Source organism: Chryseobacterium sp. JM1, assembly GCF_000737715.1.
Classification (GTDB): Bacteria; Bacteroidota; Bacteroidia; order Flavobacteriales; family Weeksellaceae; genus Chryseobacterium.
The window spans coordinates 188,072-212,761 of sequence record NZ_JPRN01000006.1; the positions used below are offsets into that span (position 1 = coordinate 188,072).

At 37.8% G+C, this 24,690-nt stretch carries 28 protein-coding genes; 13 read left to right on the forward strand and 15 right to left on the reverse strand.

The window, feature by feature from the left end:
* Positions 1-113: 113 nt before the first annotated feature.
* Entirely contained in the window at positions 114-1,535 is a 1,422-nt protein-coding gene (locus IW22_RS12600) for a BspA family leucine-rich repeat surface protein (RefSeq protein WP_051891219.1), read from the reverse strand.
* A gap of 349 nt (positions 1,536-1,884) precedes the next feature.
* Between IW22_RS12600 and IW22_RS12605 the strand changes: the two genes are divergently transcribed.
* From IW22_RS12605 to IW22_RS12615, 3 genes are read left to right on the forward strand one after another with little or no spacing between them, the layout of a single operon-like run.
* On the forward strand, positions 1,885-3,147 hold the full coding sequence (locus tag IW22_RS12605; protein WP_034726958.1) for a serine hydrolase domain-containing protein: 1,263 nt from the start codon (positions 1,885-1,887) through the stop codon (positions 3,145-3,147).
* A 22-nt stretch (positions 3,148-3,169) separates the two neighbouring features.
* On the forward strand, positions 3,170-4,933 hold the full coding sequence (locus IW22_RS12610; protein WP_081873944.1) for an Ig-like domain-containing protein: 1,764 nt from the start codon (positions 3,170-3,172) through the stop codon (positions 4,931-4,933).
* 4 nt (positions 4,934-4,937) lie between these two features.
* Positions 4,938-5,396, forward strand: coding sequence for a heme-binding domain-containing protein (locus tag IW22_RS12615; protein WP_051891220.1), 459 nt, complete (start codon positions 4,938-4,940; stop codon positions 5,394-5,396).
* A 76-nt stretch (positions 5,397-5,472) separates the two neighbouring features.
* Here IW22_RS12615 and IW22_RS12620 read toward each other — a convergent pair whose 3' ends face one another.
* The 5 genes from IW22_RS12620 to IW22_RS12640 all read right to left on the reverse strand — a co-directional run bounded on the left by IW22_RS12620 (position 5,473) and on the right by IW22_RS12640 (position 9,780).
* Positions 5,473-5,991 (reverse strand): NUDIX hydrolase, encoded by a 519-nt coding sequence (locus tag IW22_RS12620; RefSeq protein WP_034726959.1) that lies wholly within the window; start codon positions 5,989-5,991, stop codon positions 5,473-5,475.
* 42 nt (positions 5,992-6,033) lie between these two features.
* Positions 6,034-6,948: a site-specific tyrosine recombinase XerD gene (xerD, locus tag IW22_RS12625; RefSeq protein ID WP_034726960.1), complete on the reverse strand. Its 915-nt coding sequence runs from the start codon at positions 6,946-6,948 to the stop codon at positions 6,034-6,036.
* Positions 6,949-6,954: 6 nt separating this feature from the next.
* Positions 6,955-7,377, reverse strand: a complete 423-nt coding sequence (locus IW22_RS12630) for a deoxycytidylate deaminase (RefSeq protein ID WP_034726961.1) — start codon at positions 7,375-7,377, stop codon at positions 6,955-6,957.
* A gap of 43 nt (positions 7,378-7,420) precedes the next feature.
* Positions 7,421-8,188 carry an enoyl-CoA hydratase/isomerase family protein gene (locus tag IW22_RS12635; protein WP_034726962.1) on the reverse strand — a complete coding sequence of 256 codons (768 nt, stop codon included), beginning with the start codon at positions 8,186-8,188 and terminating at the stop codon, positions 7,421-7,423.
* 104 nt (positions 8,189-8,292) lie between these two features.
* A complete protein-coding gene (locus tag IW22_RS12640; protein ID WP_034726963.1) occupies positions 8,293-9,780 on the reverse strand; it encodes a catalase in 1,488 nt (495 codons plus the stop codon).
* A gap of 132 nt (positions 9,781-9,912) precedes the next feature.
* Between IW22_RS12640 and IW22_RS12645 the strand changes: the two genes are divergently transcribed.
* The 9 genes from IW22_RS12645 to IW22_RS12685 all read left to right on the forward strand — a co-directional run bounded on the left by IW22_RS12645 (position 9,913) and on the right by IW22_RS12685 (position 17,826).
* The gene (locus IW22_RS12645; RefSeq protein WP_034726964.1) at positions 9,913-10,863 is read left to right on the forward strand and encodes a LysR substrate-binding domain-containing protein; all 951 of its coding nucleotides are present in this window, start codon (positions 9,913-9,915) and stop codon (positions 10,861-10,863) included.
* Positions 10,864-11,093: 230 nt separating this feature from the next.
* On the forward strand, positions 11,094-12,374 hold the full coding sequence (metK, locus tag IW22_RS12650; RefSeq protein WP_034726965.1) for a methionine adenosyltransferase: 1,281 nt from the start codon (positions 11,094-11,096) through the stop codon (positions 12,372-12,374).
* A gap of 84 nt (positions 12,375-12,458) precedes the next feature.
* Positions 12,459-12,950: a hypothetical protein gene (locus IW22_RS12655; RefSeq protein WP_051891221.1), complete on the forward strand. Its 492-nt coding sequence runs from the start codon at positions 12,459-12,461 to the stop codon at positions 12,948-12,950.
* Between the two features lie 198 nt (positions 12,951-13,148).
* Positions 13,149-13,739 carry an RNA polymerase sigma factor gene (locus IW22_RS12660; protein WP_034726967.1) on the forward strand — a complete coding sequence of 197 codons (591 nt, stop codon included), beginning with the start codon at positions 13,149-13,151 and terminating at the stop codon, positions 13,737-13,739.
* Between the two features lie 204 nt (positions 13,740-13,943).
* Positions 13,944-14,639: a YjjG family noncanonical pyrimidine nucleotidase gene (locus IW22_RS12665; protein ID WP_034726968.1), complete on the forward strand. Its 696-nt coding sequence runs from the start codon at positions 13,944-13,946 to the stop codon at positions 14,637-14,639.
* Positions 14,640-14,873: 234 nt separating this feature from the next.
* Positions 14,874-15,323, forward strand: a complete 450-nt coding sequence (locus IW22_RS12670; protein ID WP_034726969.1) for a PepSY-like domain-containing protein — start codon at positions 14,874-14,876, stop codon at positions 15,321-15,323.
* Between the two features lie 224 nt (positions 15,324-15,547).
* Positions 15,548-15,757: a hypothetical protein gene (locus IW22_RS12675; protein WP_034726970.1), complete on the forward strand. Its 210-nt coding sequence runs from the start codon at positions 15,548-15,550 to the stop codon at positions 15,755-15,757.
* Positions 15,758-15,877: 120 nt separating this feature from the next.
* Complete coding sequence (locus IW22_RS12680) at positions 15,878-16,549, forward strand: response regulator transcription factor (protein ID WP_034726971.1); 672 nt, start codon at positions 15,878-15,880, stop codon at positions 16,547-16,549.
* Positions 16,549-17,826, forward strand: a complete 1,278-nt coding sequence (locus IW22_RS12685) for a sensor histidine kinase (protein WP_034726972.1) — start codon at positions 16,549-16,551, stop codon at positions 17,824-17,826. The genes IW22_RS12680 and IW22_RS12685 overlap by 1 nt, the downstream gene beginning before the upstream one ends.
* Positions 17,827-17,833: 7 nt before the next feature.
* On the opposite strand, the gene IW22_RS12690 is transcribed toward IW22_RS12685, so the two are convergent.
* Both IW22_RS12690 and trpS read right to left on the reverse strand, forming a co-directional pair.
* Positions 17,834-18,196: a hypothetical protein gene (locus IW22_RS12690; RefSeq protein WP_034726973.1), complete on the reverse strand. Its 363-nt coding sequence runs from the start codon at positions 18,194-18,196 to the stop codon at positions 17,834-17,836.
* Between the two features lie 69 nt (positions 18,197-18,265).
* Positions 18,266-19,234, reverse strand: coding sequence for a tryptophan--tRNA ligase (gene trpS / locus IW22_RS12695; RefSeq protein ID WP_034726974.1), 969 nt, complete (start codon positions 19,232-19,234; stop codon positions 18,266-18,268).
* 138 nt (positions 19,235-19,372) lie between these two features.
* Here trpS and IW22_RS12700 point away from each other — a divergent pair, with 138 nt between their 5' ends.
* Positions 19,373-20,725: a hypothetical protein gene (locus IW22_RS12700; protein WP_034726975.1), complete on the forward strand. Its 1,353-nt coding sequence runs from the start codon at positions 19,373-19,375 to the stop codon at positions 20,723-20,725.
* A 3-nt stretch (positions 20,726-20,728) separates the two neighbouring features.
* Here the strand turns inward: IW22_RS12700 and IW22_RS12705 are convergent, their stop codons facing one another.
* From IW22_RS12705 to IW22_RS12735, 7 genes are all read right to left on the reverse strand, one after another.
* Positions 20,729-21,274, reverse strand: a complete 546-nt coding sequence (locus IW22_RS12705) for a hypothetical protein (protein WP_034726976.1) — start codon at positions 21,272-21,274, stop codon at positions 20,729-20,731.
* A gap of 2 nt (positions 21,275-21,276) precedes the next feature.
* Positions 21,277-22,443 carry a hypothetical protein gene (locus tag IW22_RS12710; protein ID WP_034726977.1) on the reverse strand — a complete coding sequence of 389 codons (1,167 nt, stop codon included), beginning with the start codon at positions 22,441-22,443 and terminating at the stop codon, positions 21,277-21,279.
* Positions 22,444-22,473: 30 nt separating this feature from the next.
* Positions 22,474-23,118: a vancomycin high temperature exclusion protein gene (locus IW22_RS12715; protein ID WP_034726978.1), complete on the reverse strand. Its 645-nt coding sequence runs from the start codon at positions 23,116-23,118 to the stop codon at positions 22,474-22,476.
* 14 nt (positions 23,119-23,132) lie between these two features.
* A complete protein-coding gene (locus IW22_RS12720) occupies positions 23,133-23,771 on the reverse strand; it encodes a lipoprotein signal peptidase (protein ID WP_034726979.1) in 639 nt (212 codons plus the stop codon).
* Positions 23,771-23,956, reverse strand: coding sequence for a hypothetical protein (locus IW22_RS12725; protein ID WP_034726980.1), 186 nt, complete (start codon positions 23,954-23,956; stop codon positions 23,771-23,773). Before IW22_RS12725 ends, IW22_RS12720 begins: the two co-directional genes overlap by 1 nt.
* A gap of 20 nt (positions 23,957-23,976) precedes the next feature.
* A complete protein-coding gene (locus IW22_RS12730; protein ID WP_034726981.1) occupies positions 23,977-24,222 on the reverse strand; it encodes a DUF6576 domain-containing protein in 246 nt (81 codons plus the stop codon).
* Positions 24,223-24,303: 81 nt separating this feature from the next.
* Positions 24,304-24,684, reverse strand: a complete 381-nt coding sequence (locus IW22_RS12735; RefSeq protein ID WP_034726982.1) for a TraR/DksA family transcriptional regulator — start codon at positions 24,682-24,684, stop codon at positions 24,304-24,306.
* Positions 24,685-24,690: the final 6 nt, after the last annotated feature.

Sequence of the window (24,690 nt, forward strand, 5' to 3'; positions counted from 1 at the left end):
TGATATTTTTATTTTCAAATAATAAAAAAGCACAGATCGTAAGATCTGTGCTTTTCCATTTATTGCCGGAAGCTGCTATATTTACACAGCAAAAGGCAATTTTTACGTATTGTTTATTTTTTTATGAGTTTGTGTGTACTCTCAGATCCATCGGCTGTTGCAATTTTAATAAAATAGGTTCCGACAGGAATCTGTTGCAGGTTTAATTGATTTGTTTCACCCACTTTGTTCAATAATGTTTTTCCTGAAGCATCTAAAACCTGTACTGATTTAGTGATGTATTCTGATTTTATAAAGATCATTTCTGAGGCAGGATTTGGGTACAGCAGTAATTTTGTCTTGCCTGATTTTATTTCTTCAACAAGTAACGAAGGCTCCGAGCAGTTTGGAGAAAAACTGTCTCCAACAAATGTCCAGCCCTTGCTATTAATTAATTGATTACGAAATATTTGGCCGCCGTTTCCATAAGTTCTTCCAACTGCTCCCACAAGTCGTCCAAGTGGAGAATTAGGATTTTCAGCCCAGCCTTTTAATGTTGCCCCATAATTTCCACAATCCAAACCACTATAGCCAAAAATTTCTGTCATATTCACTATTGGAGAAAGGGTCCAGTTGCCTAAATTCCTATTAAAATTATTGTTAGACCAAAACATACGGGACATGTCGGTAACATTAGATACATCCCAAGAGGAGATGTCCTGGTTGAAACTTGGATAAGAAAACATTTGAGCCATATTGGTGACATTTGAAGTATTCCAGTTGTTTAATGGTTGGTTAAACGCCTGAGATGCTTCGAACATCAGTGACATATTCTGAACATTTGACACGTTCCAGGTATTAATATTCTGGTTGAATGCCTTCGCACGATTAAACATTGAACTCATGTTAGTCACATTTGAAACATTCCAGTTGCTAATATCCTGGTTGAATGCATCAGCATAAAAGAACATCTGGCTCATATCTGTCACCTTTGAGGTATTCCAACTACCGATTGGTCTATTAAAAGCTTTGGCATTAAAGAATAAATTACTCATATTGGTCACGTTGCCTACATTCCAGTTGTTGATATTGTTGACAATGGATAAGTTGGTGCAACCTGAAAAAAACGAGCTTAGATTGGTAACTTGTGAAAAATCGGGAATATCAGTTGCTGTAATTTGAATATTCGCATATCCGGAAAACATTCCTGATAAATTGGTATTCCAGGTAATTTGCCCCCATTGTGTCAGTTCAACAACTTTATCTGCATCAGTTCCGGAACCAAGTCTAAAAGTACCGGTAGGCGTAATTGAAATAGCATATGTTCCTATTGAAGGAACGTTTATTTCTGTTAAACCCGTGTTTCCATTTCCATTACCTGTAATAGCAGAATTGTTCGTCTTTACATATGAGTAGCTATAGACACCCTGGGTATTTAATTTTATTTTTAGGTTGTTAGCATCGGTCACCAAAAATTTTAACACAAGTGGTGTCTGTGCCCTTAGTGCACCAATGACCAAAAAGAAGAAAGAGAAAAAGTAAATTTTTTTTAACATTTTTATTATTTTTTATTGAGCGCAAAAATACATATTTCCCATAAATAAGACATAAAAACAAAAATTAAAATTGCAGATAATTGCCTAAATTCCGTATAAATTATTCTTTTTTGCGTTAGTTTATTTAAAATATATATTTCTTGAAAAAAAATTATTAATTTTTTACACTTAAAAAAATAAGTACTTAATCTGAATTATAAGAAATTTTCTCCACACTGAGAAGATTTGTGTCATATGATTTTATATTTTTCGAAAGAGCATTTAATAATGTTAAATAATTCATAATGTACGCTCCGGATTGAGGATTTATTTTGAGTTTTATTAAATTGCTGCTCATTTTTTGATACTCATGAAGACGCGTAATTTAGTACTTATTGTAACTGTTTTTTTATCCCTTATTTCTTGTAAAAAAGATGCTGATTCTAAAAAGGCTTCAGCGGAAAATACAACCAACCTTCCGAACTATGGAAACGTAGATCTGAACAGTGTTTTTACCAAAGCTGACAGCCAGCTTGGTGACAAAGGAATACTCACGGGATACATCGATCAGTATTACAAAAAAATCTGGGAAGGAGGAAACCTGAGTGGAGGGATTCTGGTAGCAAAAGGAGATGAAATTCTATACGAAAACTACAGAGGTTTCGGAAGAGAAGGAAACCAGATGCCAATCGATAAAAATACACCGCTGCATGTGGCTTCCGTTTCAAAAACTTTGACGGCCATGGCGATGTTGAAGCTGGTAGAAGCCGGAAAAATTAAACTGACAGATCACCTTACCCAATATTTCCCGGGATTCCCTTATCCGAACGTTACGGTACAAACGTTACTGGATCAGAGAAGCGGTCTTCCGAAATACGAATATTTCATCACCAAAATACAGCCGGCTCCGGCAGAACTGTCCAAGCCTTTCATTACCAATCAGGATGTTCTGGACATGATCATCAAGTATAAGCCGGATCTTGCAAGAGATACAGATACAGGTTTTATGTACTGTAACACCAATTTTGCGATGTTGGCTCTACTGATCGAGAAGATCACAAAAACTCCTTTTCCACAGGCGATGAAGGAAATGATATTTCAGCCTCTGAAAATGGAGCACACTTATATTTTCCAGGAGAAAGATATTCCAACAGCGGCACAGTCCTTTTATTACGGTGGAAACAGATTATATCCTCTGGACAGACTTGATCTTATTTACGGAGATAAAAATGTGTACACCACGCCAAGAGATCTTTACAATTTCTCAAAAGCCATGTATTCAAAAGATTTCTTAAAGCCTGATCTGATGCAGATGGTTTTCACGCCATACAGCAATGAAAAATCAGGAATGAATAATTACGGACTTGGCTTCAGGATGAAAATTTTTGACAACGGAGAGAAACTTACGTACCACAATGGTTGGTGGCATGGGACCAATTCCGTATTTGCACACCTTCTGAAATCAAAAGTAACAATCGTAGCGATTGGAAATAAATATTCGAATCAGGTGTACACAGCCCTTGCTTTATCAGGATTATTTGAAGATTTTCCTGTTCAGAAAGATAAACTTCACAGTGTAATGAACGACAATAAAGATACTTTGAATGCCGGACATGAAGTTTTTGGAGAATAATGTTTAATTTTGTTAAACATATATGAAAAGACTTCTTCTATTATTCGTTATCTGTTTTCTTGTACACTCATGTGCAAGAGTAGGGGCTCCCGTTGGTGGCCCGAAAGATACCTTGGCGCCCAAGTTTTTAAGTTCGAATATTGACACCACAAGAGTCAATGTGAAAAGAGACATCCACGAGCTCAGGCTGGATTTTGACGAATATATTACCTTAAAGGATATTAATAAAAACCTGATCATTTCTCCGCCTATTAAAAGTATAAAGCGGATCCTTCCTTCGAATATCGCTAATAAATATGTGATGATTCAGTGGGAAGATACACTTCAGGCGAATACCACCTATAATTTCAACTTCGGAAACTCTATTGCAGATAATAACGAAGCCAATATTCTCCGTTATTTCAATTTTGCTTTCTCTACGGGAGATAAACTTGATGACCTGTACATCAGTGGTGATATCATTGATGCCACCGCGATTAAAAAGAAACAGGGCGAAAATAAGCTTGTTGTAGGCCTTTATCAGGTAAAAGATACCATTAATTATAAGCAGAAACCATATTACATCACTAAGGTAGATGAAGATGGCTATTTCGAACTTAATTATCTGACAAAGGGAAAATACAAGATCATCGCCTTTGAAGATGAAAACGGCAATTCTGTTTATGATCCGGGGAAAGAAAAAATTGGTTTCCAAAAAGATCCGGTAGATGTTGAAAAATCTATTTCAGGATTAAAATTAAAAGTATATCCGTCCAAAAAGCCTCTGAAATATGCTGAGATGAAAGAAAATCCGGGTGGAGTGGTCATGACATTTGAAGGGAATCCGGAGAGCGTAAAAATAGCTTCTGTAAGCGATAAACTCAAGGATATCAAATTCACTCACCGTCCGAAATCAGATACCGTAAGGATTTGGTTTGATCCGGTGAAAAGCGATGTAGGGCAGACGGTAACAGAGAATCTCAAATTCAGTTATGATACAGGAACTAAACAGGATACTGTGTCCGTTTTCTACAAATACAATAAGAAAAATGCTATGGATCTTGAGAATGATAACGGAGGCCCTGCATTAGCCCCGAATTCTGATTTTAAGATAAGATCCAATTATATCATTGATCAGATCAGCCCTGAAAAATGGGTCCTGAAGAGCGACAGTTTGACCACACAGGAATTTACAGCCAAAATTTCAGAAACAGATCCGTACCAGATCATGATTCATTCAGATTTTGTACCGGGTAAAAAATATCAGCTTACCGTTCCGAAAGAAACCGTTTCATCGTATTATGCTAAAAATGTACAGTCAAAACGTTTTGATTTTGAGGCAGAAAAAGTAGATCAGTTCGGAAGTCTGGCGTTTGCCATTCAGAATGCTCCGGAAGCCAGCTATTGGATCCAGCTTCTTGATGCTTCGGACAAAGTGGTTTATTCAAGATATACCAAAGGAGACAAAGTGAAATTTGACATCCTGAAACCTAATGAATACATTGTCAGGATACTGGTAGACAACAACGGAAATAAATTCTGGGACGTAGCCGATTTCGAAACCGAAACCCCGGCAGAAGATTCATATGTCTTCTACAAAAAAGCTATTGTAAGGCCACTTTGGGAAACCAAGGAAGACTGGGATCTGAAAGACACCAGAACACTGGATAATCCTAAAGGAACTGTTGCTGCTCCTAAACCTGCAGAAACTCCAACGGAAGAAGCCCCGAAAGAAACCGTACAGAAAGAAGTAAAAAAAGAACTGAAGTCAGATTCCGGAAACGCAGTACTGACACCGGTAAAATAGAAATATGAAAACGGTAAAAAAAGTATTGTTCTGGACATTGGTTGCTTTTGCACTGATCCAGTTTATCCCTATTGACAGGGTGAATAAGCCTATTGATAAAGCAGCTAATTTTGTGGAGGCAAAGAAAACCCCGGAGAAGATCAGAGATTTGATAAAAGGAGCTTGCTACGACTGTCATTCCAACGAAACGGTATATCCTAAATATGCTTACCTCGCACCTATCTCATGGTCTGTAAAAAGCCACGTGAATGAAGGCAGGGAACACCTGAATTTTTCCATTTGGGGAACTTATAACAAGGAATTAAAGGAGAATATGCTGAGCAAAGCTATTCAGACGGTTCAAAATAAAACGATGCCTATGCCGGGCTATATTGTGTATCACAAAGAAGCCAATCTTTCCGATGCCGAAAGAACACTGATGGTTCAGTACTTCGAAGAGATGCTGAAATCTAAATCTTACTAAAAAAAATCCCACAGATATCACCGTAACACAGTATTATTGAAAATAGCTGTGTTTTTTGTGAGATCTGTGGGAAGTATTATAAGTTTTTATTCACATATTCCTCAAAAAACTTTTTCTGAGAATCAAAAGCGATGTCATTGAGATCCAATGTACTCAAAGGAATCCAGACAGCTTCTGATATTTCAGAAAGCTCAAGACTGACCTCAAACTTTTCCTGAACGGTATAATCATAAAAGAGATCGATGGTATTGTAATCAATTTCCTTATACTGATACACATTCGGAAGGCTGGTCAGATACTTTAAATTTGAAATATCCACATCAAGCTGAAGTTCTTCGAAAAGCTCTCTTTTACAGGTTTCCTCGGCACTTTCCTTCGGATCTACAAAACCTCCGGCCAGATCCAGTTTTCCCTTTTTAGGATTCCTGTTTCTTCTGGTAAGATAGATTTCATCACCACATCGGATAACAACGGCTACTGCGCCGGCTACGTTATTGTAAAGGGTGAACCCGCATTCAGGACAGCTCCATTTCTTTTCACCGTCCCAGTGAAGCGTTTCTTTGCCACAGCTTGGGCAATATTTCAATACTTTCATCTGTTTAAAATCGTTTTTTCAAAATTCAGATGGAACTTCGTATCACTGAGCAATATTAATATTTCTCGGGTGATAGTTCAGGATTACATCCCGAAGTTCTTCTGTCTTCAGATGGGTATAAATCTCCGTAGTGGTAATACTGGAATGTCCCAGCATTTCCTGGATATAACGAAGGTCTGCACCATTCTGTAAAAGGTGTGTAGCAAAAGAATGTCTGAATGTGTGTGGAGATATTTTTTTGCTTACTCCCGCTTTGTCTGTAAGTTCCTTGATGATCAGAAATACGATCACCCTGGACATAGATGTTCCACGGCTGTTAAGAAACAGCGTATCCTCATACTTTTTATTGATCTTATTGGTAGAACGGACCTCATTGATGTAGGTTTCCAAAAGTTCAGCAGTATAATCTGCCAAAGGAACGAAACGCGTTTTATTGCCTTTTCCGTTTACTTTGATATACTGTTCTTTGAAATTAATGTTCGAAATTTTAAGGTCAATAAGTTCCGAGACACGTAATCCGCATCCGTACAGAACCTCAATGATACAATGATTTCTCTTTCCGAGATCAGAATTGGCCTCGATGGCTGCGATGATCTTATTGATATCCGGCAGGCTCAAGGTGTCAGGAAGATATAATCCCAGTTTCGGGCCTTCAAGCAGTGACGCAGGATTGTCTTCTCTGAACTCATCTTCAAGAAGAAACTTGAAGAAAGCTTTAATAGAAGAAATCCATCTTGCCTGAGATCTTTCGCTGAACTTCTGTTTGGAAAGATTGAAGATATATTCCTGTAAGTTTTCATAGCCTATAGCATCCGGACCGACGTTTTCCAGATCCACTATGGCATAATCTTTTAATTTTTTGATGTCTCGAATATAGGCATCGAGAGTGTTTTCTGAAAAATTTCTTTCGAAGCGAAGAAATATTTCAAAATCTTTGATCTTTTCATCCCAAGTCATTTGTGCTTATTTTTTTAGTTCACAGTCCGATATTTGTTCTATTTCAATATGATGGTTTCTCAAGAACGCAATCCCGTCGTCGTCCGAATACTCATTGATATACACAAGTCTTGTAATTCCTGCCTGCAGAATCAGTTTGCTGCATTCTTTGCAGGGCGACAGCGTTAAATATAACGTGGCACCTTTTGCAGACTGAGTGGAAGCGGCCAGCTTTAATATCGCATTGGCTTCCGCATGAAGTACATACCAGTGTGTTTTCCCCTCTCCATCTTCACAGCAGTTTTCAAACCCCGAAGGTGTTCCGTTGTAACCATCTGAAATAATCATCCTATCTTTTACGATAAGTGCTCCTACCTGTTTTCTCTTACAGTAGGATAGTTTTGCCCACTCCTGGGCCATTTTTAGATAAGCTTTATCAAACTTATTCATACCGCAGCATTAGTTTTTTTCGAAATAATTTGGATTAAAAATCTTAGAAGTTAGGCTTTCTTTTCTCTAGGAAAGCGGTAACTCCTTCTTTCTTGTCTGCCAGGTCAAAAAGTTCTCCGAAATACTTGATTTCAGATTCAAAACCTTTATCCGTATCAGACAAGTTGACGGCTTGGATGGCCTTTGATATAGCCATTGGTGAGTTGCTGGCTATAATACTTGCTAATTCTTTTGTTTTGGTTAATAATTCTTCAATTGGGTATACTTCATTCACCAGTCCGATTTCCTTTGCTCTTTGAGCGGGAATCATTTTGGCAGAGAAGATCAGTTCGTTGGCGATGCCTTTTCCTACTAATTTAGGAAGTCTCTGTGTTCCTCCGTAACCTGGAATCAATCCCAAAGTTACTTCCGGAAGCCCCAGTCTTGCATTCTCTGATGCATATCTGATGTGGCACGCCATGGCAAGCTCTAAACCACCTCCTAATGCAAAACCGTTTACGGCCGCAATCACGGGTTTAGATGTATTTTCAATTTTATTGAACAGGCTGTTTTGCCCGTTTCTGGCCAGTTCTTCGGCTTTTTCCTGTCCAAAATCACTGAATTCTTTTATATCTGCTCCGGCTACAAATGATTTTTCTCCGCTTCCTGTTAGAACAATTGCTCTACAGGTGGTGTCAGCGTTCAGTTCATCTATAGCTGAGCCAATTTCCTGAATAGTCTTCGCATTAAGAGCATTTAAGCTCTGAGGTCTGTTGATCGTAATGACAGCAATCCTGTCTTCTTTTTCTAATAATATATTTTCGTAACTCATTTTTCCACTTTAAAATATTATTTTCTGCAAATTATAAATTTTTTACAAAAAAAAGGAAAAAATATTGGTTTTTTTTCCTTTTAATTGATTTATCTTTCAAAATACTATTTCGAATGATTCATCATATTCGCATCTATATTGACATGAAGCTGAGATGCCACTTTCATGCCAAGTTCAATATTAGTCCTGAAAAAGTGACATAACTGACGGTTGATAATCTCATCTTTTTTCGGTCCCGTGATTCCTTTCATACTTCCTACGATGTTGCTGATTAGGTGTTCTCTGTCTTCAGCGGTCATAGATTTTGTATACAATAATCCGGGTTGGGTATAGTGGTCATCGTCGTTTTCGTTTCTGTTGTAGCTCGCAACATGGGCACTGTCCAGTTCATATTCGTAATTTTTATACGAAGGGTCCGGCTTCACATCATCAAAACTGTTCGGGAAATAATTCGGTTTGTCCTGATATTCAATTGAGTCTGCCATGAAGCCATCTCTCTGATAGTTATTGACAGCAAAAGGACATCGGTTCACTTCCAGAAGATGAGCATTGACTCCCACTCTGTATCTGTGGGCATCAGGATAAGAGAACAATCTTCCCTGAAGCATTTTGTCCGGAGAAAAACTGATTCCGTTAATCAGGCTGCTTGGTGAAAAAGCAGACTGCTCTACGTGTGCAAAATAATTAACAGGTACTTCATTCAGCTCCATTTCTCCCACTTCGATCATCGGGTAGTCATCGTGGAACCAAACTTTCGTTACGTCAAAAGGATTCCATCTGAAATCTTTTGCCTGCTCTTCCGTCATCACCTGGATAAACAAGGTCCATTTCGGGAAATCTCCGTTTTCGATGGCATTGCAAAGGTCTTCCTGTGCAAAGTCCGGATTTTCTCCGGCCATTTTTACTGCTTCGGCATCCGTGAAGTTTTTAATTCCCTGTTTTGTTTTAAAATGGAATTTTACCCATACCCTTTCATTCTTATCATTGATCATCGCGAAAGTATGAGATCCGAATCCATGCATATGTCTGTAGCCGTGAGGCGTTCCTCTGTCGGACATTAAAATAAGAACCTGATGAAGAGATTCAGGATTGTGACTCCAGAAATCCCACATCATCGTGGCACTTTTTAAATTGGTCTTCGGTACTCTTTTCTGGGTGTGGATAAAGTCCGGGAATTTTTTAGCATCCTTAATAAAGAATACCGGTGTATTGTTTCCTACCAGATCCCAGTTTCCGTCTTCCGTATAAAATTTTAAAGCAAAACCTCTCGGGTCTCTTGCGGTGTCTGCGCTTCCTTTTTCTCCACCCACGGTAGAGAAACGGGCAAACATCCTGCATGAGTTTCCTACTTTTGAAAATAGTTTGGCTTTGGTATACTGGCTGATGTCATGAGTAACCGTAAATGTACCATAGGCACCGCTTCCTTTGGCATGTACAATTCTTTCAGGGATTCTTTCCCTAACAAAGTGCGCGAGATTTTCCTGAAGGATAAAATCCTGCAGCAGGACAGGCCCTCTAGGACCTACGGTTTGTGAGTCCTGGTGTTCAAAATAAGGAGCGCCATTGCTTAGCGTTAATTTTTTAGAATCCATAGAGTTATGATTTGTATGATTGATTTACCTTGTAAACTGTCTTATGCAGACGTATGAAATATCAAATTTACTTGAATTTTTGATTACTAATAGCAAAAACATTTTATCTTTGTAATAGATAATATTAATCAGATGAACATTCAGCAACTGGAGTATCTTATCGCTGTAGATAAGTACAAACATTTTGGTAAAGCAGCTCAGGCATGCTTTATTACGCAGCCCACGTTAAGTGCGATGATACAAAAATTTGAGGATGAACTGGATGTGAAAGTGTTCGACAGAACTACACACCCGATCCGTACTACAGATGTAGGGCTTCAGATCATTGATCAGGCAAAGGTAATTATAGAATCTGTCAATGAGCTGAAAAATAAAGCGAATCTTCTGAATAATATTTTAGGCGGAACGATCAATTTAGGAATCATTCCTACCGTTTCCTCTTTCATTTTACCAACAGAAATCTTTAAGTTTTTGGAAGACAATCCAAAAATCCAGATGAATGTGAAGGAAATGACCACAGATAATATCATCAAGGCTTTAAAAGCTGGTGAACTGGATGCAGGAATTATTTCTACACCATATGACACGGCTGATGAATTCTATCAGGATTTCCTTTTCAATGAGGAACTCATGATTTACAGCTCCAATACGGAAGCGAATAAAAAGAATTCTTATATCATCCCTGAAGAACTGAACGTTGAAAAAGTTTGGCTTCTGGAGGAAGGGAACTGTCTGAGAAATCAGTTTGAGAATATCTGTCATCTGAAAGAAAATACACTGAAACCTAAAAATCTTGATTTCCTGGCTTCCAATATTCAGACATTGGTGCATATGGTAGACAAGGTAGGAGGCATCAGTATTCTGCCGGAACTGGCATTAAGTCAGCTTTCTGATGAGCAGAAAGAAAATGTGTTCAGATTCAAAAAACCTTTCCCTTACAGAGAGATCAAGATCATCTATTATAAGCCGACCTTCAAGCAGAAAATCATTGATGAATTATCTCACTCTATCAAGAGTTCTTTAGAGCAGAAGCTTAATTATCACATCAACCCGAAAGAGTTTGTGAGCATTAAACCGCAATGAACTAAGAAGTCCGCAAAGTGATATAAATCATTAATTTTAAGAAAATTATAATTAATAAGCAAAAATCTTGAGTATTAAAAAAATAGTACTTAAATTTGCAGACGTTTATAAACGAGGAAAAATTTGACCTGATTGCAACCTCTCTAAAAATATGCTAAAACAGTATTCTTTTTTGGGCAATTTATTCTTATTTTTCTTCACTTATTTTAATCTAAAAAACAAAGAATAATATGTCTTATCTATTTACATCTGAATCCGTTTCAGAAGGACATCCGGATAAAATTGCCGACCAAATTTCCGATGCATTAATCGATCATTTTTTAGCATACGATAAAAACTCTAAGGTAGCTTGTGAAACCCTTGTAACTACCGGACAGGTAGTACTTGCCGGTGAAGTGAAGTCTGATGCATATCTTGATGTTCAGACCATTGCAAGAGACGTTATTAACGGAATTGGCTATACGAAAGGAGAATATATGTTCAATGGTGATTCTTGTGGAGTAATCTCCGCGATCCATGAGCAGTCTCCGGATATCAACCAGGGGGTAGACAGAGCAGTAAACGACGAATCTTTCGAAGCTAAGGCAAACGCACAGGGAGCCGGTGACCAGGGGATGATGTTCGGTTATGCAACCAACGAGACGGCTAATTATATGCCTCTTGCTTTAGATCTTGCCCACACGATCCTTAAAGAACTTTCTGTATTGAGAAGAGACGGAAGCGAAATCGCTTACCTGCGTCCTGATGCAAAAAGCCAGGTGACTATTGAATATTCTGATGACCACAAACCGGTAAGAATTGATTCTATCGTGGTTTCTACACAGCACGATGACTTCGGTACTGAAGAAGAAATGCTGACCAAGATCCGTGAAGATATCAAAAGTATTCTGGTTCCAAGAGTAGTGGCTCAGCAGACTGAAGAGATCAAGGCGTTGTTCAATGATCAGATCAAATATCACATCAACCCTACAGGGAAATTTGTGATCGGTGGTCCTCACGGAGATACAGGTCTTACAGGAAGAAAAATCATCGTAGATACATACGGTGGAAAAGGAGCTCACGGTGGTGGTGCTTTCTCCGGAAAAGATCCTTCCAAAGTAGACAGAAGTGCGGCTTATGCTACAAGACACATCGCTAAAAACCTAGTGGCTGCAGGAGTAGCCGACGAAGTTTTGGTACAGGTTTCTTACGCAATCGGTGTTGCTGAACCTTGTGGTTTATACATCAATACCTACGGAACTGCGAAAGTAGATCTTAACGACGGTGACATTGCTAAGAAAGTGTCTACCATCTTCGATTTAAGACCTTATGCTATCGAGCAGAACTTAAAATTAAGAAACCCGATCTACCTTGAAACGGCTTCTTACGGACACATGGGGAAAGAGCATTATACAGCTGACAAAACATTTAATAAAGGTCAGAAAAATGAAATTACCCTTACAGGTCTTGAGTTCTTTACCTGGGAAAAACTTGACAAAGTAGACGAAATTAAAGCCGCTTTCGGTATTTAATTTACTCTTCAGAAATAATAAATAGACTGCTTTATCTTTGGGTAAGGCAGTTTTTTTTAATTTTACACCTTAAATAATTTAGAGATGATGAATTTTAGAACAGCAGCAACCGTAGTATTTGTATTTTTCCTGAGCATAATGGCGAAAGCACAATATACCATGCATAAGATGGTTAGTGTAGGGTATACGTACCAAAACCAGAGCTTTGGAGAAGTTGGGGGCAAGCTGCTTTTCCTGAAGAATGATGATGTGATATACAGATTGGGTGGATCTGCTCTGATGGGTTCAGCCGGTTCTAAATTTGCGATCATGCCGAAACTGCAGGCCGATGTCATGCTTAATTTTGAGAAAAATGTAGATTTCTATCACGCGTACTATCTTTTGATCGGTGCGGAAGGAACCAACAAATATATCGCTCCGAAAATAGGAGTTACGCTTTTCGGACTTCTGGACCTTGCCGGAGGTTATGCTTTTCCGATCGGAGACACGCGTTTGAACGGAAAAGAGATGAAAGGTTTAAATATTAATTTAACATTAAATATCCCTACAGTGTTTATTCATGATATGTTTAAATAAGTTTTTTTACATTTTTCTTGTAAAAATTTAATAATTGCTTAACAGTTATTAAAAAATTATTATATTTACACCATATAATAATTGTACTGCCTATTGATTTTACTTTACTCCAAAAAACTGTTTTGTATTTACAGCTAGGGCCAGATAGAATATCTGGAGAATTGCTGGTCTGCAAATTTTTTATTATTGAGAAGAGTTATGAAATCAAAAACGGACAGCCTACTAATTTCCCTTTACCAGAAAGGAGACGAAGAAGCCCTATCAGCCCTTATTCATCGTCATCAGAGAGAACTGTTTACATTCATTTTTTACAAAATTAATGATGAAGACCTGGCCAATGATGTTTTTCAGGATACATTCATGAAAATCATCCTGATGCTGAAAGAAGGACGGTATAACGAAGAAGGCAAATTCATTCTTTGGGCAAAAAGAATCGCACACAACCTTATCATCGATCATTTCAGATTGAAAGCGAAAAACGTTAAAGTTTCGGAAACCACTTTCGAAACAGACGAGTATTCTATTTTTGATCTGATCAGAGAGCCATCGGAAAACATTGAAGATCAGTTGGTAACCCTTCAGATCCAGGAGGATCTTTTAAGGATGCTTCAGTTTCTGCCACAGAACCAGCAGGAAGTCATTAAACTGAGGTTTTTTGACGGGCTGAGCTTCAAAGAAATTGCAGATCATACCAATATGAGCATCAATACCACATTGGGAAGAGTACGCTACGCATTGATCAACCTGAGAAAAATCATGGACGAAAATAATATTGTATTGACACGTTAGGATAATAATTTCAGAAAATTCACGTTTAAAGGAAAACATGCTTTCGCCTATGAAAAAAAATGATTCCTTAAAAGTGAAAACTTTGAAACCTAAGAAACAAACAATTGATTTTCTACTGAATTACTCAAAAAGTATTGAAGTGGTACCAACCAAAAACAAGAATTTCCCAATTTCCAAAAATTAAATTGAGTAATTTTGTGCTGTATGAAAATTCAGCACATTTTTTTTGACCTGGACAATACGCTCTGGGATCACCGTAAGAACGCGTATCTTACCATTAAAGACCTTTTTGAAAAGCAGGAAATCACTTTACATTATCATATCGACTTTGAAAGCTTCCATACCGTCTATCACGACATCAATGAAAGTCTTTGGGAGAAAATAAGAGACGGTCTTATCGATAAAGAATATCTGAGAAAGCATCGTTTCTATGATACTTTCAAACATTTTGGAGTGGATGATGAGGAACTTTCCCAATATTTTGAGGAGCATTTTCTTGATAAAATCCTTAATCACAACGAGCTGGTAGAAGGAGCGGAATGTATTCTTGAATATCTGAAATCCAAACACTATACAATGCATGTAATTTCGAACGGCTTCCAAGAAGTGACGGAAAGAAAGTGTATCCTCTCCGGAATCGATAAATACTTTAAAACCATTACCAGCGCTGATTCTATAGGTGTGAGAAAACCTAATCCGAAGATCTTTGAATATTCTCTCGGACTGGCAGAAGCCACTAAGGAAGAAAGCATCCTGATCGGCGACGACTGGATCGCAGATGTAGTGGGGTCTCAAAATTATGGACTTGATGTAATCTTCTTTGATGTATACAAAGAAAATAAGCAGGAGGAAGGACTCAAAGCCATTACGCATCTTTTACAGATTAAAGAATACTTATAAAATATACAGTTTTCAGTACTGTAAAAACTGATTTTTTGAACCATTAAGATAATGGAAGGTTTAGTTGAATTAAGAAAAATCAAATGCTTTTTTTAAGCAGTAGCTTTCTTAATGTTCTTAAACTCTTATCTGATCTTAATGGTTCAAATATTTTTCCACTTTTCATTTTTCCTAATTCTTTCCTAAATTGATTCTGAACTTTGCTCCATCATAAAGACAGAAAAAATTTACATTATGAAAAATTTTAGAAAAATCACCGGAGCGCTTGTTATCTTATTCTTATTGGCAGGCGGATTTATTTTTGCACAGGACAAAGCGATTAACGCCAACCAACTTCCTAAAACAGCTAAAGTTTTCCTTTCGACCCATTTTAAAGGGATTGCGATAGGATCTGCTATTGAAGATAGGGAAATCTATGGCGTTGACGAATATCAGGTATATCTGGCCAACGGAACGAAAGTAGAATTCGACAGCAAAGGAAACTGGAAGGAAGTAGACGGAAAACATCAGAAACTACCTTATGGATTCATTCCCGCATCAATCCGAAATTATGCCGCTAAAAATTTCCCGAACACCTACATCGTTAAGATAGAAAAAGAAAGATGGTCTTATAAAGCCGAACTTTCAAACGGACTGGATCTTGAATTTGACAGAAACGGGAATTTCAAAAAAATAGACGATTAATTCAAATTGAATAACCTGAGTTCGGTATAAGAAGGTTGGAAGATGGAAGCTGGAGGATGGAAGTTACTATTGGGTATTAGTATTTAACAATTCCTTTTTAATGTATTGAAGTCGTTTTAAAAAGATGAATAAAAATACCTGGTATTTCTTCTTTAGACTTCAATAACTTCCCTCTTCGAGCTTCTGACTTCCTTACCTCTAAATTAACACCTTAAAATCTTAATATGATGGTTAACTGGAATATAATAAACAGCAGCGGAGGAAATAAGTCTTCCCAAAGTGTAAGAAAGAACATTGTTTCTTTCCTGACAAGGAATTATCCATGCAGTGTGGTAGATGCTATCGAAAAGAAATATAATGCTTATAAAATCTACCTGATGAGCGGTCTTTGCCTTACTTTTGATGCAGACGGACACGCTGTGAAAACGAGATAAATAATTTAGAAGGAAGAGAGAAGATGGAGGATGGAAGTTGGTTGTCTAGGATTAAGTTCAACCGTCTATCCTCCGTCTTCCTTCCCATTTTTCATATATTTGATAAGCCAATACTGCAGCATGAAGATATTAATCGTAGAAGATGAGCCGGAACTGAAAGACACTGTACAGACTTTTCTGGAAGCAGAGCATTTTATTGTGGAATTTGCCCTTACTTACAATGCCGGGCTTGAAAAGATCATTTCCTATGAATATGACTGTATTCTTCTGGATATCATGCTCCCGGACGGAAACGGAATAGATCTGCTGAGAGAAATCAAGAATCTCCATAAAAAAGATCCTGTGATCATTCTTTCGGCGAAGGATTCCGTAGATGATAAAGTCGCAGGACTGGAGATCGGTGCCGATGATTATCTGGCGAAACCTTTTCATCTTGCTGAATTGATGGCGAGAATCCGTTCAGTCATCAGGAGGAAAAATCAGGATGGAGAAAATACCATCACGTATAAAAATATCAGCATTGATCCGGAAAACAGAACGGTAAAAGTAGGTAATGAAGATTTGATCTTAAACCGTAAGGAATATGATCTGCTGTACTATTTTGTGATCCATCCGGAAAAAACGCTGCAGAAAACTACCCTGGCTGAAGCCATCTGGGGAGATTATATAGATCAGGCAGACAGTCTGGATTTTATCTATTCACAAATCAAAAATCTCCGCAAAAAACTGAAAACCCTTAATGCAGAAGCCGATTTCCAGGCTGTTTACGGAATAGGTTATAAATTTGTCTGATGAAAGTTTCGTTAAAATACTACACCATCAAATACATGATCGTGATCCTGCTGCTCATCATTGCAGTCTGGGCAGCGCTCTTTTACGCCTATATTCTGGATGAAGTGTATGATAATGTAGATGACGGGCTGAAAGACAGAAAGATACAGATCATTAAAGCCGTTTACCACGACCCTAAGCTGTTGGACAGTAAGGATTTTGGATTTAATGAATTTAAAATCAAACCGATTTCGGAATCTGAGTATAAAGACAAGAACCGGCTCTATAACAAGATGTTTTATATGGAGTACGACGACAAAGACCAGCCCTACCGCGTACTTGAGACGGATTTTATAGATCAGTTCGGAAAACGCCAGAGACTTGAAATACGGACCTCTACGGTAGAGCAGGATGAATTGGTATATGATCTGACTACCGCTTTGATCGTGTTGTATATTCTTCTTGTGATAAGTATTTTGGCTGTCAATGGCTATCTGCTGAATAAAGCGATGCGACCTTTCTATAGCATTCTTGAGCGGCTTAAAAAATATCAGTTCGGGGTTTCTGCTTCCAATGAGGCTCAAAATTATTCCATCAAAGAATTTGAGGAACTGAATGTGGAAATAGAGGAAATGATTGAGCGTAATGAATTGGTCTTTCACCAGCAGAAACAGTTCATTGAAAACGCATCTCATGAACTTCAGACCCCTTTGGCTATCGTAATTAATAAAATTGATCTCGTGATCCAGAATGATGATCTGGACAAAAAGAATATGAATTTCCTTACCGAAGTAAAAGGAGATCTGAGAAGAATGGCAGGACTGAATAAATCCCTCCTGATGCTTTCAAAAATAGAAAACAGCCAGTTTAATAAAACATCGAAAGTAGATTTTAATGAAATGATTGCAGAGCTGGTGAAAAGCTATGAAGACTTTATCGAGTTTAAAAAAGTTAAAGTCAGCATTATAGAGAAAGGATTCTTTGGTGCAGACTTTAATCCTGATCTGGCGGATATTCTGCTTTCGAACCTGCTTAAAAATGCAGTGAAGTATAACAGTCAGGATGGAGATGTGAACATCATCATAGAAGATAACAGACTGATCTTTCAGAATAACGGCAGTGGTGTTCCATTGGACAAAACGCAGATTTTTAACCGTTTTTACAAACAGGGTTCAGACCACAGTTCTACAGGTTTGGGGCTGTCTATCATCAGAACTATAACAAAACAATATCCCGGCTGGGAAATCGTATATGAGTTCCAGGATGGAATGCACTGTTTTATTCTTTCGAAAAGCTAACTGTCATTTATTTTTCCTGAATTAAAATATTGGGAGATGAAGCGGGATGATCTTTAAACAGATACCGATATCTGGAATCTTCGTAGGCACTTATAATAAATCTGTCCCGATTATTGTTCTGAATTTCATGAAAGCTTTTCAGATCAATGAAATCTTTTAATTCAAGCACCTGGTCTTTGTATAGAACATAGTTGAAAAAGCGGGTAACTTTTCCTGAATCTTCAGGATTTCTGCTTTTAAGAATGATCGTATGCTTTAAGAACAAACCATTTTCATTTTTATAGATCAATTCATCCTTCATATTGATATAACGAGGTTCTTTTTTGCATGAAGTCAAAACTAGAATAATAAGTAACCCTATATTTTTCATTACAATAAAATTACAAAAAAACAAAAGCCTTTCAATGGGAAAGGCTTTTTTATATTTAAATAGCAGGCTTTAAATTCCTAAGCTTGCTCTTACTTTTTTAATGGTTTCAGTAGCAACCACTCTTGTTTTTGCTGCTCCTTCCTGAAGTTTAGCTTCCAGCTCGTCCAGATTGTTCATATAATAAGCGAACATCTCTCTTTCTTTTGCAAAACGGGTTAAGATCAGATTTAACAGCTCTAATTTAGCATGTCCATATCCGAAGTTTCCGGCCAGATATTTTGCTCTTAATTCTTCAGTCTGTTCAGGAGTAGCGATCAGTTCGTAGATCGCAAAAACCTTATCTGTTTCAGGGTCTTTTGGTTCTTCCAGACCTTTAGAATCGGTTTCTATGCTCATCACCTGCTTTTTCAGTTCCTTTTCAGGTAAGAAGATGTTGATGATATTCCCCATAGATTTAGACATTTTACGGCCATCTGTTCCGGGAACATATTTCGTGTCTTCCTGAAGTTCAGACTGAGGCAGTACAAAAACTTCTCCCATCTGATTGTTGAACCTTGATGCTACATCACGGGCAATTTCCAGATGCTGAAGCTGGTCTTTTCCTACAGGAACAATTTCTGCATCATACAGTAAAATATCTGCAGCCATCAGAATAGGGTAGGTAAACAGCCCGGCATTCACATCCTGAAGTCTGTCTGCCTTATCCTTAAACGAATGGGCAAGGGTTAATCTCTGGTAAGGAAAAAAACATGATAAATGCCAAGAAAGTTCACAGGTCTCAGGGATGTCACTCTGTCTGTAAAAATATGTTTTTTCTGTATCCAGCCCACAAGCAAGCCAAGCCGCAGCGATCTCGTAGGTATTTTGTTTGAGCTCCTTCGCGTCTTTAATCTGGGTAAGAGAATGAAGATTCGCAATGAATAAAAATGATTCATTTCCTTCCTGCTTGGAAAGTTCAATAGCAGGAATGATCGCCCCAAGGAGATTTCCAAGATGGGGTGTTCCGGTGGCTTGAATGCCGGTAAGAATTCTTGACATTTGTTTAAATTATTAAGTTTAAAATAAAGAACAAAAATAGGAAAGATTGCGATGGCTGGCAAATCCTTTTTAATGGGGAATGATTTAAGGTGCTCAGTAACAGTTTTTAAATTATATTTGTAGAAACACCTCTTCCATATGGGAAATAACAATTTTTTGTCTCCAAAGCTCTTTAATGCCCTTAAAAGCTTGTGGATCTTATTACTGATCTTCGTTGTATTGGATTTTGCAGGCAATTATTTTTATCCCGAAACAGATAACACACTGTCTAAAATCCTGGATTACCTTTCCTATACCTTAAGCAGTCTGTTTTTTCTCTGGTATTTCCTCGTGAACAAACGCTGGAAGTCCGTATTGATCATCCTTCCTTTTTTTATCATTCTGTTCTTTTGTATGAAAGGAATCCGGAATATGGTGGATTATTATGTCCCGTTTGAAGAGACCATCAACTCTGATACGCTGAGAAAATGGACCTATCTGATCATACAGTTTGTCACTGTTTTTGTAGTTTCAAAGCGATATCTGGTAGAAGAGGAGATGAATATTAAACAGCCGCTACTTAAGCTGTTTCTTTTAAATCTTGGACTTTTTATTCTGTACAATACAGATCTCGGCCTGATAGAAAAACTGATCGGATCTGCTTCTTATGACTCCAAAACAACGGAATTTATAGTCAATTTCGTTTATTATACCCTTACCAGTATAAAAAATGTGGCTTATCTGGGAGCGTTTTTCTTTTTAACAGCCTGTCTTGCCAATCGTGAAAGCTTTTACACATTTTCAAAGGAGGCATTACAAACTGCTAATAAGTATTTTGTTCCTGCGATGCTTATTGTGATCAGTTGTATTATATTTTCATTCGGAGGTCTTCTGGAAAGTGCATTATCTATGGAACTGGACTTTTTCGGAAGAGATCTTACCCTTATCGGATGGATGAATATGGTGGTCATTGTCGTATTTTTTGTGATCTGCACAAGATTTACAGGGCAGCTGCTTAAAGAAAGAAGCGTACTTAAACAAAAATATTACGGAGCAGTAGGAGCTTCGATCTGGGTTCCGCTGATCAATATTGTCTCGCTTTTAATGATCAGGTTTGATGATAAAATTAAATTTCTGGCTCCTTTTAATATAGAAAAGGCTAAAAAAATACATTTGGGTATTATTTCCCTTCTGATTATATTCCAGTTCAGAAACGGATTGATGGAAAAGAAGGTGGATGATATTCTGATGTGTATCATCTATATAGCCGCTTTTTGGGTTGTAGCGTATATCAAGAAATTCACATGGCTTTTTCCGGTTATCCTGGGAGCAGTAGTGACTGTGATTAAAGTGTTTCCTTTTTATAACGGAGTTTATGATCAGGAGTTTGTGTTCAAGGATTATGTGTTAGATCTTTTTAAACATACCTTCTCCATTGCACTAGTACTTACTGTTATTGTATTTTATGGGATTTACTATATCGCTTACCAGGCTTTGAATACCAAAAAATAAGACCTATTTCTTTCTGAGAATAATAGCAGCTTTATTGAACATGCTGTTGCTTTCAGCATCCTTCGGTTTTACTTTATAGTCGAGGGTGTATTTGCCGTCTTTTTCTATCGGGATTTCAATTACTTTCTGCTCGAATTCCCATGAGGCACTTACTTCCTTCTGTTTTTCCACTTGGGTGGTATCGGAATCATCGCTGTATTCGGAAGTTTTTACCGTCATTGGCTGTTCTTCTTCTTCTTTTTGTTGGGTATAAGTAGAATTGATAATGTTTTTTTTATCACTGAACATAGCAACGGAAGAATTGGCTACGGTATTTCCGTTCAGGCTTAGGTTGTAGATAAAATCAAAAGATGGCAGCACTCCGTTTTTTACGAAAGAGGCTTCCAGCTTGCTCCAGACAACAATCACATCCCCTTTTTTCAGATCCAGACCGTCAATGGTGTTAACCAGCTGCATATCTGCAGGCGTTTCTTCTGTTATTTTTTCACCTACAGGATTGCAGGAAAAAGTAAACAAAGAACATAATATAATAAGGTATAGTGGCTTCATAATTAGATTTTTAAATGTTTACTGAAGTAATCATTCATTAAAGCGGTCGTATCATTTCCATCTTTATTGGTACTGCTGATCAGATAAAACTGTCCTTTTGGAGTCTTGATGGAGCTGATGATGAAATACTCCGTCGTGTCATTCACATAGCCACTATCATTCTTTGCACTTACCAGAATGCTGTTGCTGCTGAGTCTTCGGACAAACGCAAACAGATCATCATTGCTGAACTTTCCACTGAAATATCCGGGAATAAGATGGTTTTCAAACGGAAGGTCTTCAAAATGCCCCGAGAAGTTGGAATCAGCAATAAGCGCTGTCTGATCCATTGCTTTTTGGGTATGAGCATTGTCACGGTACAGATAAAGGTCAAAATGATCCTTTCTGATCTCCGTGCTGTCATTATTTTTCAGAAAATATTTAAGTTCTTTTTGAAGGGAATTGTAATAAATATTGTAATTTTTCAATTCTACTTGAGAAATACTCGGCTTTACCTTTTCCCATGTTAAGTTTTCCGGCAGGGCTTCCTTATCAAATGAGAGCAGATGCTTTGCTTTGCTGTATATTGAAAACAGGGCGGCGTACTGAAGTTTTTCACTGCTGTATTTAGGAACTTCTGCGATATAGAGATAATAGGTTTTGGTAGCCGGAACGTATTGTCTGTAGTATAGTTTTTTGTGTCCGAAAGCATCGATGTAGAGCAAAGAATTTTTGTCTTCGGAGAGAATCTTTTCCGTCTCGTTAAATTCTTTAATGTCAGAAACAGGAAATACATCCGGGTTATTGGATTGTCCAATCAGTACCACTTCATCAGAGCTGCTGTCAGAAAAATCATTCTGTATATTCAATCCTTGAGTATACGTAGTTTCATCCTTTGTTTCTGTCGTCTTTTGAGGGTCAGTAAGATTAATGCCCGGAGAAAATGAATATTCTTTTACATAATTACTGACGGGAAGCATGATCTCAACGGAACTGGCAGAATCCGTCTGATAAGAAACTTTCTTCAGAAGAACCTGTTTCTGATCTTCAGCCTTTCGGATAGAATCTATCTGGGTCTGAGGAATTCCCAATGCAGGATCTGTATATCCGTCATTTTTTACCAGTTCTTTCTTGCACGAAAGCAGAAACAAAAGTCCGAATAAAAGGAATGTAGAATAAATTTTTAACATAGCCTAATTTAGGACTTTAAAGTAAGAAAATTATTTTATTTCAATCTTTTCTCCTCCGAATTTAGGCTGCACGCCAAAAAGCAGGTCCCAGTACACTTTTGCTTTCGCAAGGTATTCTCTCAGGTTGGTTTTTAAACCTGCATATTTGTTCACATCTGCCGCATTGAACCCGAAAGCTTCCATACCGTTTTTCTTTGCAAGAAACACCGCTCGCTCATTGTGGAACTTCTGCGAAATGATCACCAGTTTATTCTGTCCGAAAATGTCTTTAGCTCTTACTACCGAATCCAGCGTTCGAAATCCTGCATGATCCATCACGATTTTGTCTTTTGGAATCCCGTATTGCATCAAAGTGAGCTGCATATCTTCCGGTTCATTATAATCTTTAGTGCTGTTGTCTCCGCTTACGATGATGTATTTGATCTTTCCGCTTTTGTACAGATCAATGGCGGCCTGAATCCTGTTGTAAAAATAGGCGTTGGGCATGCCATTGCTTAATGTTTTTCCGGTTCCCAGCAGTAAAGCGGTTTTGGTTTCAGGAACATCGGCAATGCGGTAAGAAACAAAAGCACTGCTTTCTTTTCTGATGCTGTAGTTAGCCCAGGCTATAAAAATAATTCCCGCCGCAAGCAGCAGCAGGAATATTTTAAAAATATTTTTAATTACTTTTTTCATCCGGAATACTGTTTTTAAAACTCAAGTCCGTTCGGGAAAGCTTTTTTTCTGAATATTAATAAGAAGGCAGCACCTACCGTAATGGCAGAATCAGCCACATTGAAAATATATTTGAAAAATTCAAGGTGCTTACCTCCAATCAAAGGGATATTTTCAGGAACATACCAGTCTACCAAAGGAAAGTGAAGCATGTCTACCACGCAGCCTTTCATAAAGGAAGAATAGCCCTGTCCTATCGGAACAAACTTGGAAACGCCGCCATATCCGATCCATCGGTCGATGCTTTGGTCGTAAACGGTTCCGCTGTCGAAGATTAATCCGTAGAACATACCGTCAATGATATTTCCGATAGCACCGGCGAAAATAATAGCCATTGGAATCAGAAGATAATTGGAAGCCCCTTGTTTCAGCCATTTCTTAAACATATAAACCATTCCTCCGATTAAGAAAAGTCTCAGAATCACCAGAAAATATTTCCCGATAATTCCCCCGAAATGGAGCCCGTAAGCCATTCCCGGATTCTCTACGAAAGTCAGTTTAAAGCCCGGAAGAACATTGATGCTGTCGTCCAGATTGAAATGGGTTTTGATGTAAATTTTTGAAGCCTGATCAATTAACAATACTAAAAATGTTATAGCTAAGATCTTTTTCATTACTGTCCTTTTGGTTTAGAAGGTTTCTCAGGGTTTTTCTTGTCGAAAATTTTCTTCGCCACCTTTTCTGTATGGAACGTGTTTTTGGTCTGAGTACGCTCATATCGGATGTTCATATCTTTTAAAACACTTTTCAGTGCACTCATTTCCATAGGATTTTTAGGATGTACTATGATAGATTCCATTTTCTTTTCTGTTTTAAATGTTACATTTTGGACAGTTCATCGAGTCTTTTCCGGTCTTTTGCAGACAGGTCACTGATCCCGTTTTTGCCCATCTTACTCAAAAGTCTGTCGATTTCTTTTTCCCTTTCCCGTTTATCAGAATTAAACTGATCATCGATGGTGTAGTTCTTATGCTGCTCGGGGAAGAATCTGTTTTTGATCCAGGCCCTGTTTACAAACAGCAAAACTGCGGCCACGATGATGCCTAAAATTAATACTCCGCTCATGGGTATACATTAAAAATTAGGTTTATAAAGTATCCGCGAATACGATATAAACCCAATATTATTTTTACAAACCTTAGTGGTTTATTTTTGCATATTTTTCGCTTCAATGCTCAGCGTAGCGTGAGGAACGGCTAAAAGTCTTTCTTTAGGAATCAGCTTTCCTGTCACTCTGCATACACCGTAGGTTTTATTTTCAATACGGATCAAAGCATTCTTAAGATCACGTACGAATTTTTCCTGGCGCCCTGCCAATATAGAGTTCTGCTCCTTGCTCAGTGTTTCTGCTCCTTCTTCAAAAGCTTTGAAGGTAGGAGACGTATCATCCGTACCATTATTCTGGTCGTTGATGAAACTTTCTCTGATCAGCTGAAGATCTCTTTCTGCTTTTTCTATTTTTTCTTTTATGATAGCCTTAAATTCCTGTAAATCAGCATCGCTGTATCTAACTCTTTCGTCTGACATATTCTT

Coding starts and splice junctions, on each gene's coding strand:
- IW22_RS12680 (WP_034726971.1), top strand. CDS start 15,878: ATGAAGATATTAATCGTAGAAGATGAGCCGGAACTGAAAGACACTGTA.
- IW22_RS12660 (WP_034726967.1), top strand. CDS start 13,149: ATGAAATCAAAAACGGACAGCCTACTAATTTCCCTTTACCAGAAAGGA.
- IW22_RS12715 (WP_034726978.1), bottom strand. CDS start 23,118: ATGAAAAAAGTAATTAAAAATATTTTTAAAATATTCCTGCTGCTGCTT.
- IW22_RS12630 (WP_034726961.1), bottom strand. CDS start 7,377: ATGAATAAGTTTGATAAAGCTTATCTAAAAATGGCCCAGGAGTGGGCA.
- IW22_RS12675 (WP_034726970.1), top strand. CDS start 15,548: ATGATGGTTAACTGGAATATAATAAACAGCAGCGGAGGAAATAAGTCT.
- IW22_RS12725 (WP_034726980.1), bottom strand. CDS start 23,956: ATGGAATCTATCATAGTACATCCTAAAAATCCTATGGAAATGAGTGCA.
- xerD (WP_034726960.1), bottom strand. CDS start 6,948: ATGACTTGGGATGAAAAGATCAAAGATTTTGAAATATTTCTTCGCTTC.
- IW22_RS12705 (WP_034726976.1), bottom strand. CDS start 21,274: ATGAAGCCACTATACCTTATTATATTATGTTCTTTGTTTACTTTTTCC.
- trpS (WP_034726974.1), bottom strand. CDS start 19,234: ATGTCAAGAATTCTTACCGGCATTCAAGCCACCGGAACACCCCATCTT.
- IW22_RS12720 (WP_034726979.1), bottom strand. CDS start 23,771: ATGAAAAAGATCTTAGCTATAACATTTTTAGTATTGTTAATTGATCAG.
- IW22_RS12665 (WP_034726968.1), top strand. CDS start 13,944: ATGAAAATTCAGCACATTTTTTTTGACCTGGACAATACGCTCTGGGAT.
- IW22_RS12735 (WP_034726982.1), bottom strand. CDS start 24,684: ATGTCAGACGAAAGAGTTAGATACAGCGATGCTGATTTACAGGAATTT.
- IW22_RS12690 (WP_034726973.1), bottom strand. CDS start 18,196: ATGAAAAATATAGGGTTACTTATTATTCTAGTTTTGACTTCATGCAAA.
- IW22_RS12605 (WP_034726958.1), top strand. CDS start 1,885: ATGAAGACGCGTAATTTAGTACTTATTGTAACTGTTTTTTTATCCCTT.
- IW22_RS12635 (WP_034726962.1), bottom strand. CDS start 8,188: ATGAGTTACGAAAATATATTATTAGAAAAAGAAGACAGGATTGCTGTC.
- metK (WP_034726965.1), top strand. CDS start 11,094: ATGTCTTATCTATTTACATCTGAATCCGTTTCAGAAGGACATCCGGAT.
- IW22_RS12645 (WP_034726964.1), top strand. CDS start 9,913: ATGAACATTCAGCAACTGGAGTATCTTATCGCTGTAGATAAGTACAAA.
- IW22_RS12700 (WP_034726975.1), top strand. CDS start 19,373: ATGGGAAATAACAATTTTTTGTCTCCAAAGCTCTTTAATGCCCTTAAA.
- IW22_RS12610 (WP_081873944.1), top strand. CDS start 3,170: ATGAAAAGACTTCTTCTATTATTCGTTATCTGTTTTCTTGTACACTCA.
- IW22_RS12655 (WP_051891221.1), top strand. CDS start 12,459: ATGATGAATTTTAGAACAGCAGCAACCGTAGTATTTGTATTTTTCCTG.
- IW22_RS12620 (WP_034726959.1), bottom strand. CDS start 5,991: ATGAAAGTATTGAAATATTGCCCAAGCTGTGGCAAAGAAACGCTTCAC.
- IW22_RS12640 (WP_034726963.1), bottom strand. CDS start 9,780: ATGGATTCTAAAAAATTAACGCTAAGCAATGGCGCTCCTTATTTTGAA.
- IW22_RS12685 (WP_034726972.1), top strand. CDS start 16,549: ATGAAAGTTTCGTTAAAATACTACACCATCAAATACATGATCGTGATC.
- IW22_RS12730 (WP_034726981.1), bottom strand. CDS start 24,222: ATGAGCGGAGTATTAATTTTAGGCATCATCGTGGCCGCAGTTTTGCTG.
- IW22_RS12710 (WP_034726977.1), bottom strand. CDS start 22,443: ATGTTAAAAATTTATTCTACATTCCTTTTATTCGGACTTTTGTTTCTG.
- IW22_RS12600 (WP_051891219.1), bottom strand. CDS start 1,535: ATGTTAAAAAAAATTTACTTTTTCTCTTTCTTCTTTTTGGTCATTGGT.
- IW22_RS12615 (WP_051891220.1), top strand. CDS start 4,938: ATGAAAACGGTAAAAAAAGTATTGTTCTGGACATTGGTTGCTTTTGCA.
- IW22_RS12670 (WP_034726969.1), top strand. CDS start 14,874: ATGAAAAATTTTAGAAAAATCACCGGAGCGCTTGTTATCTTATTCTTA.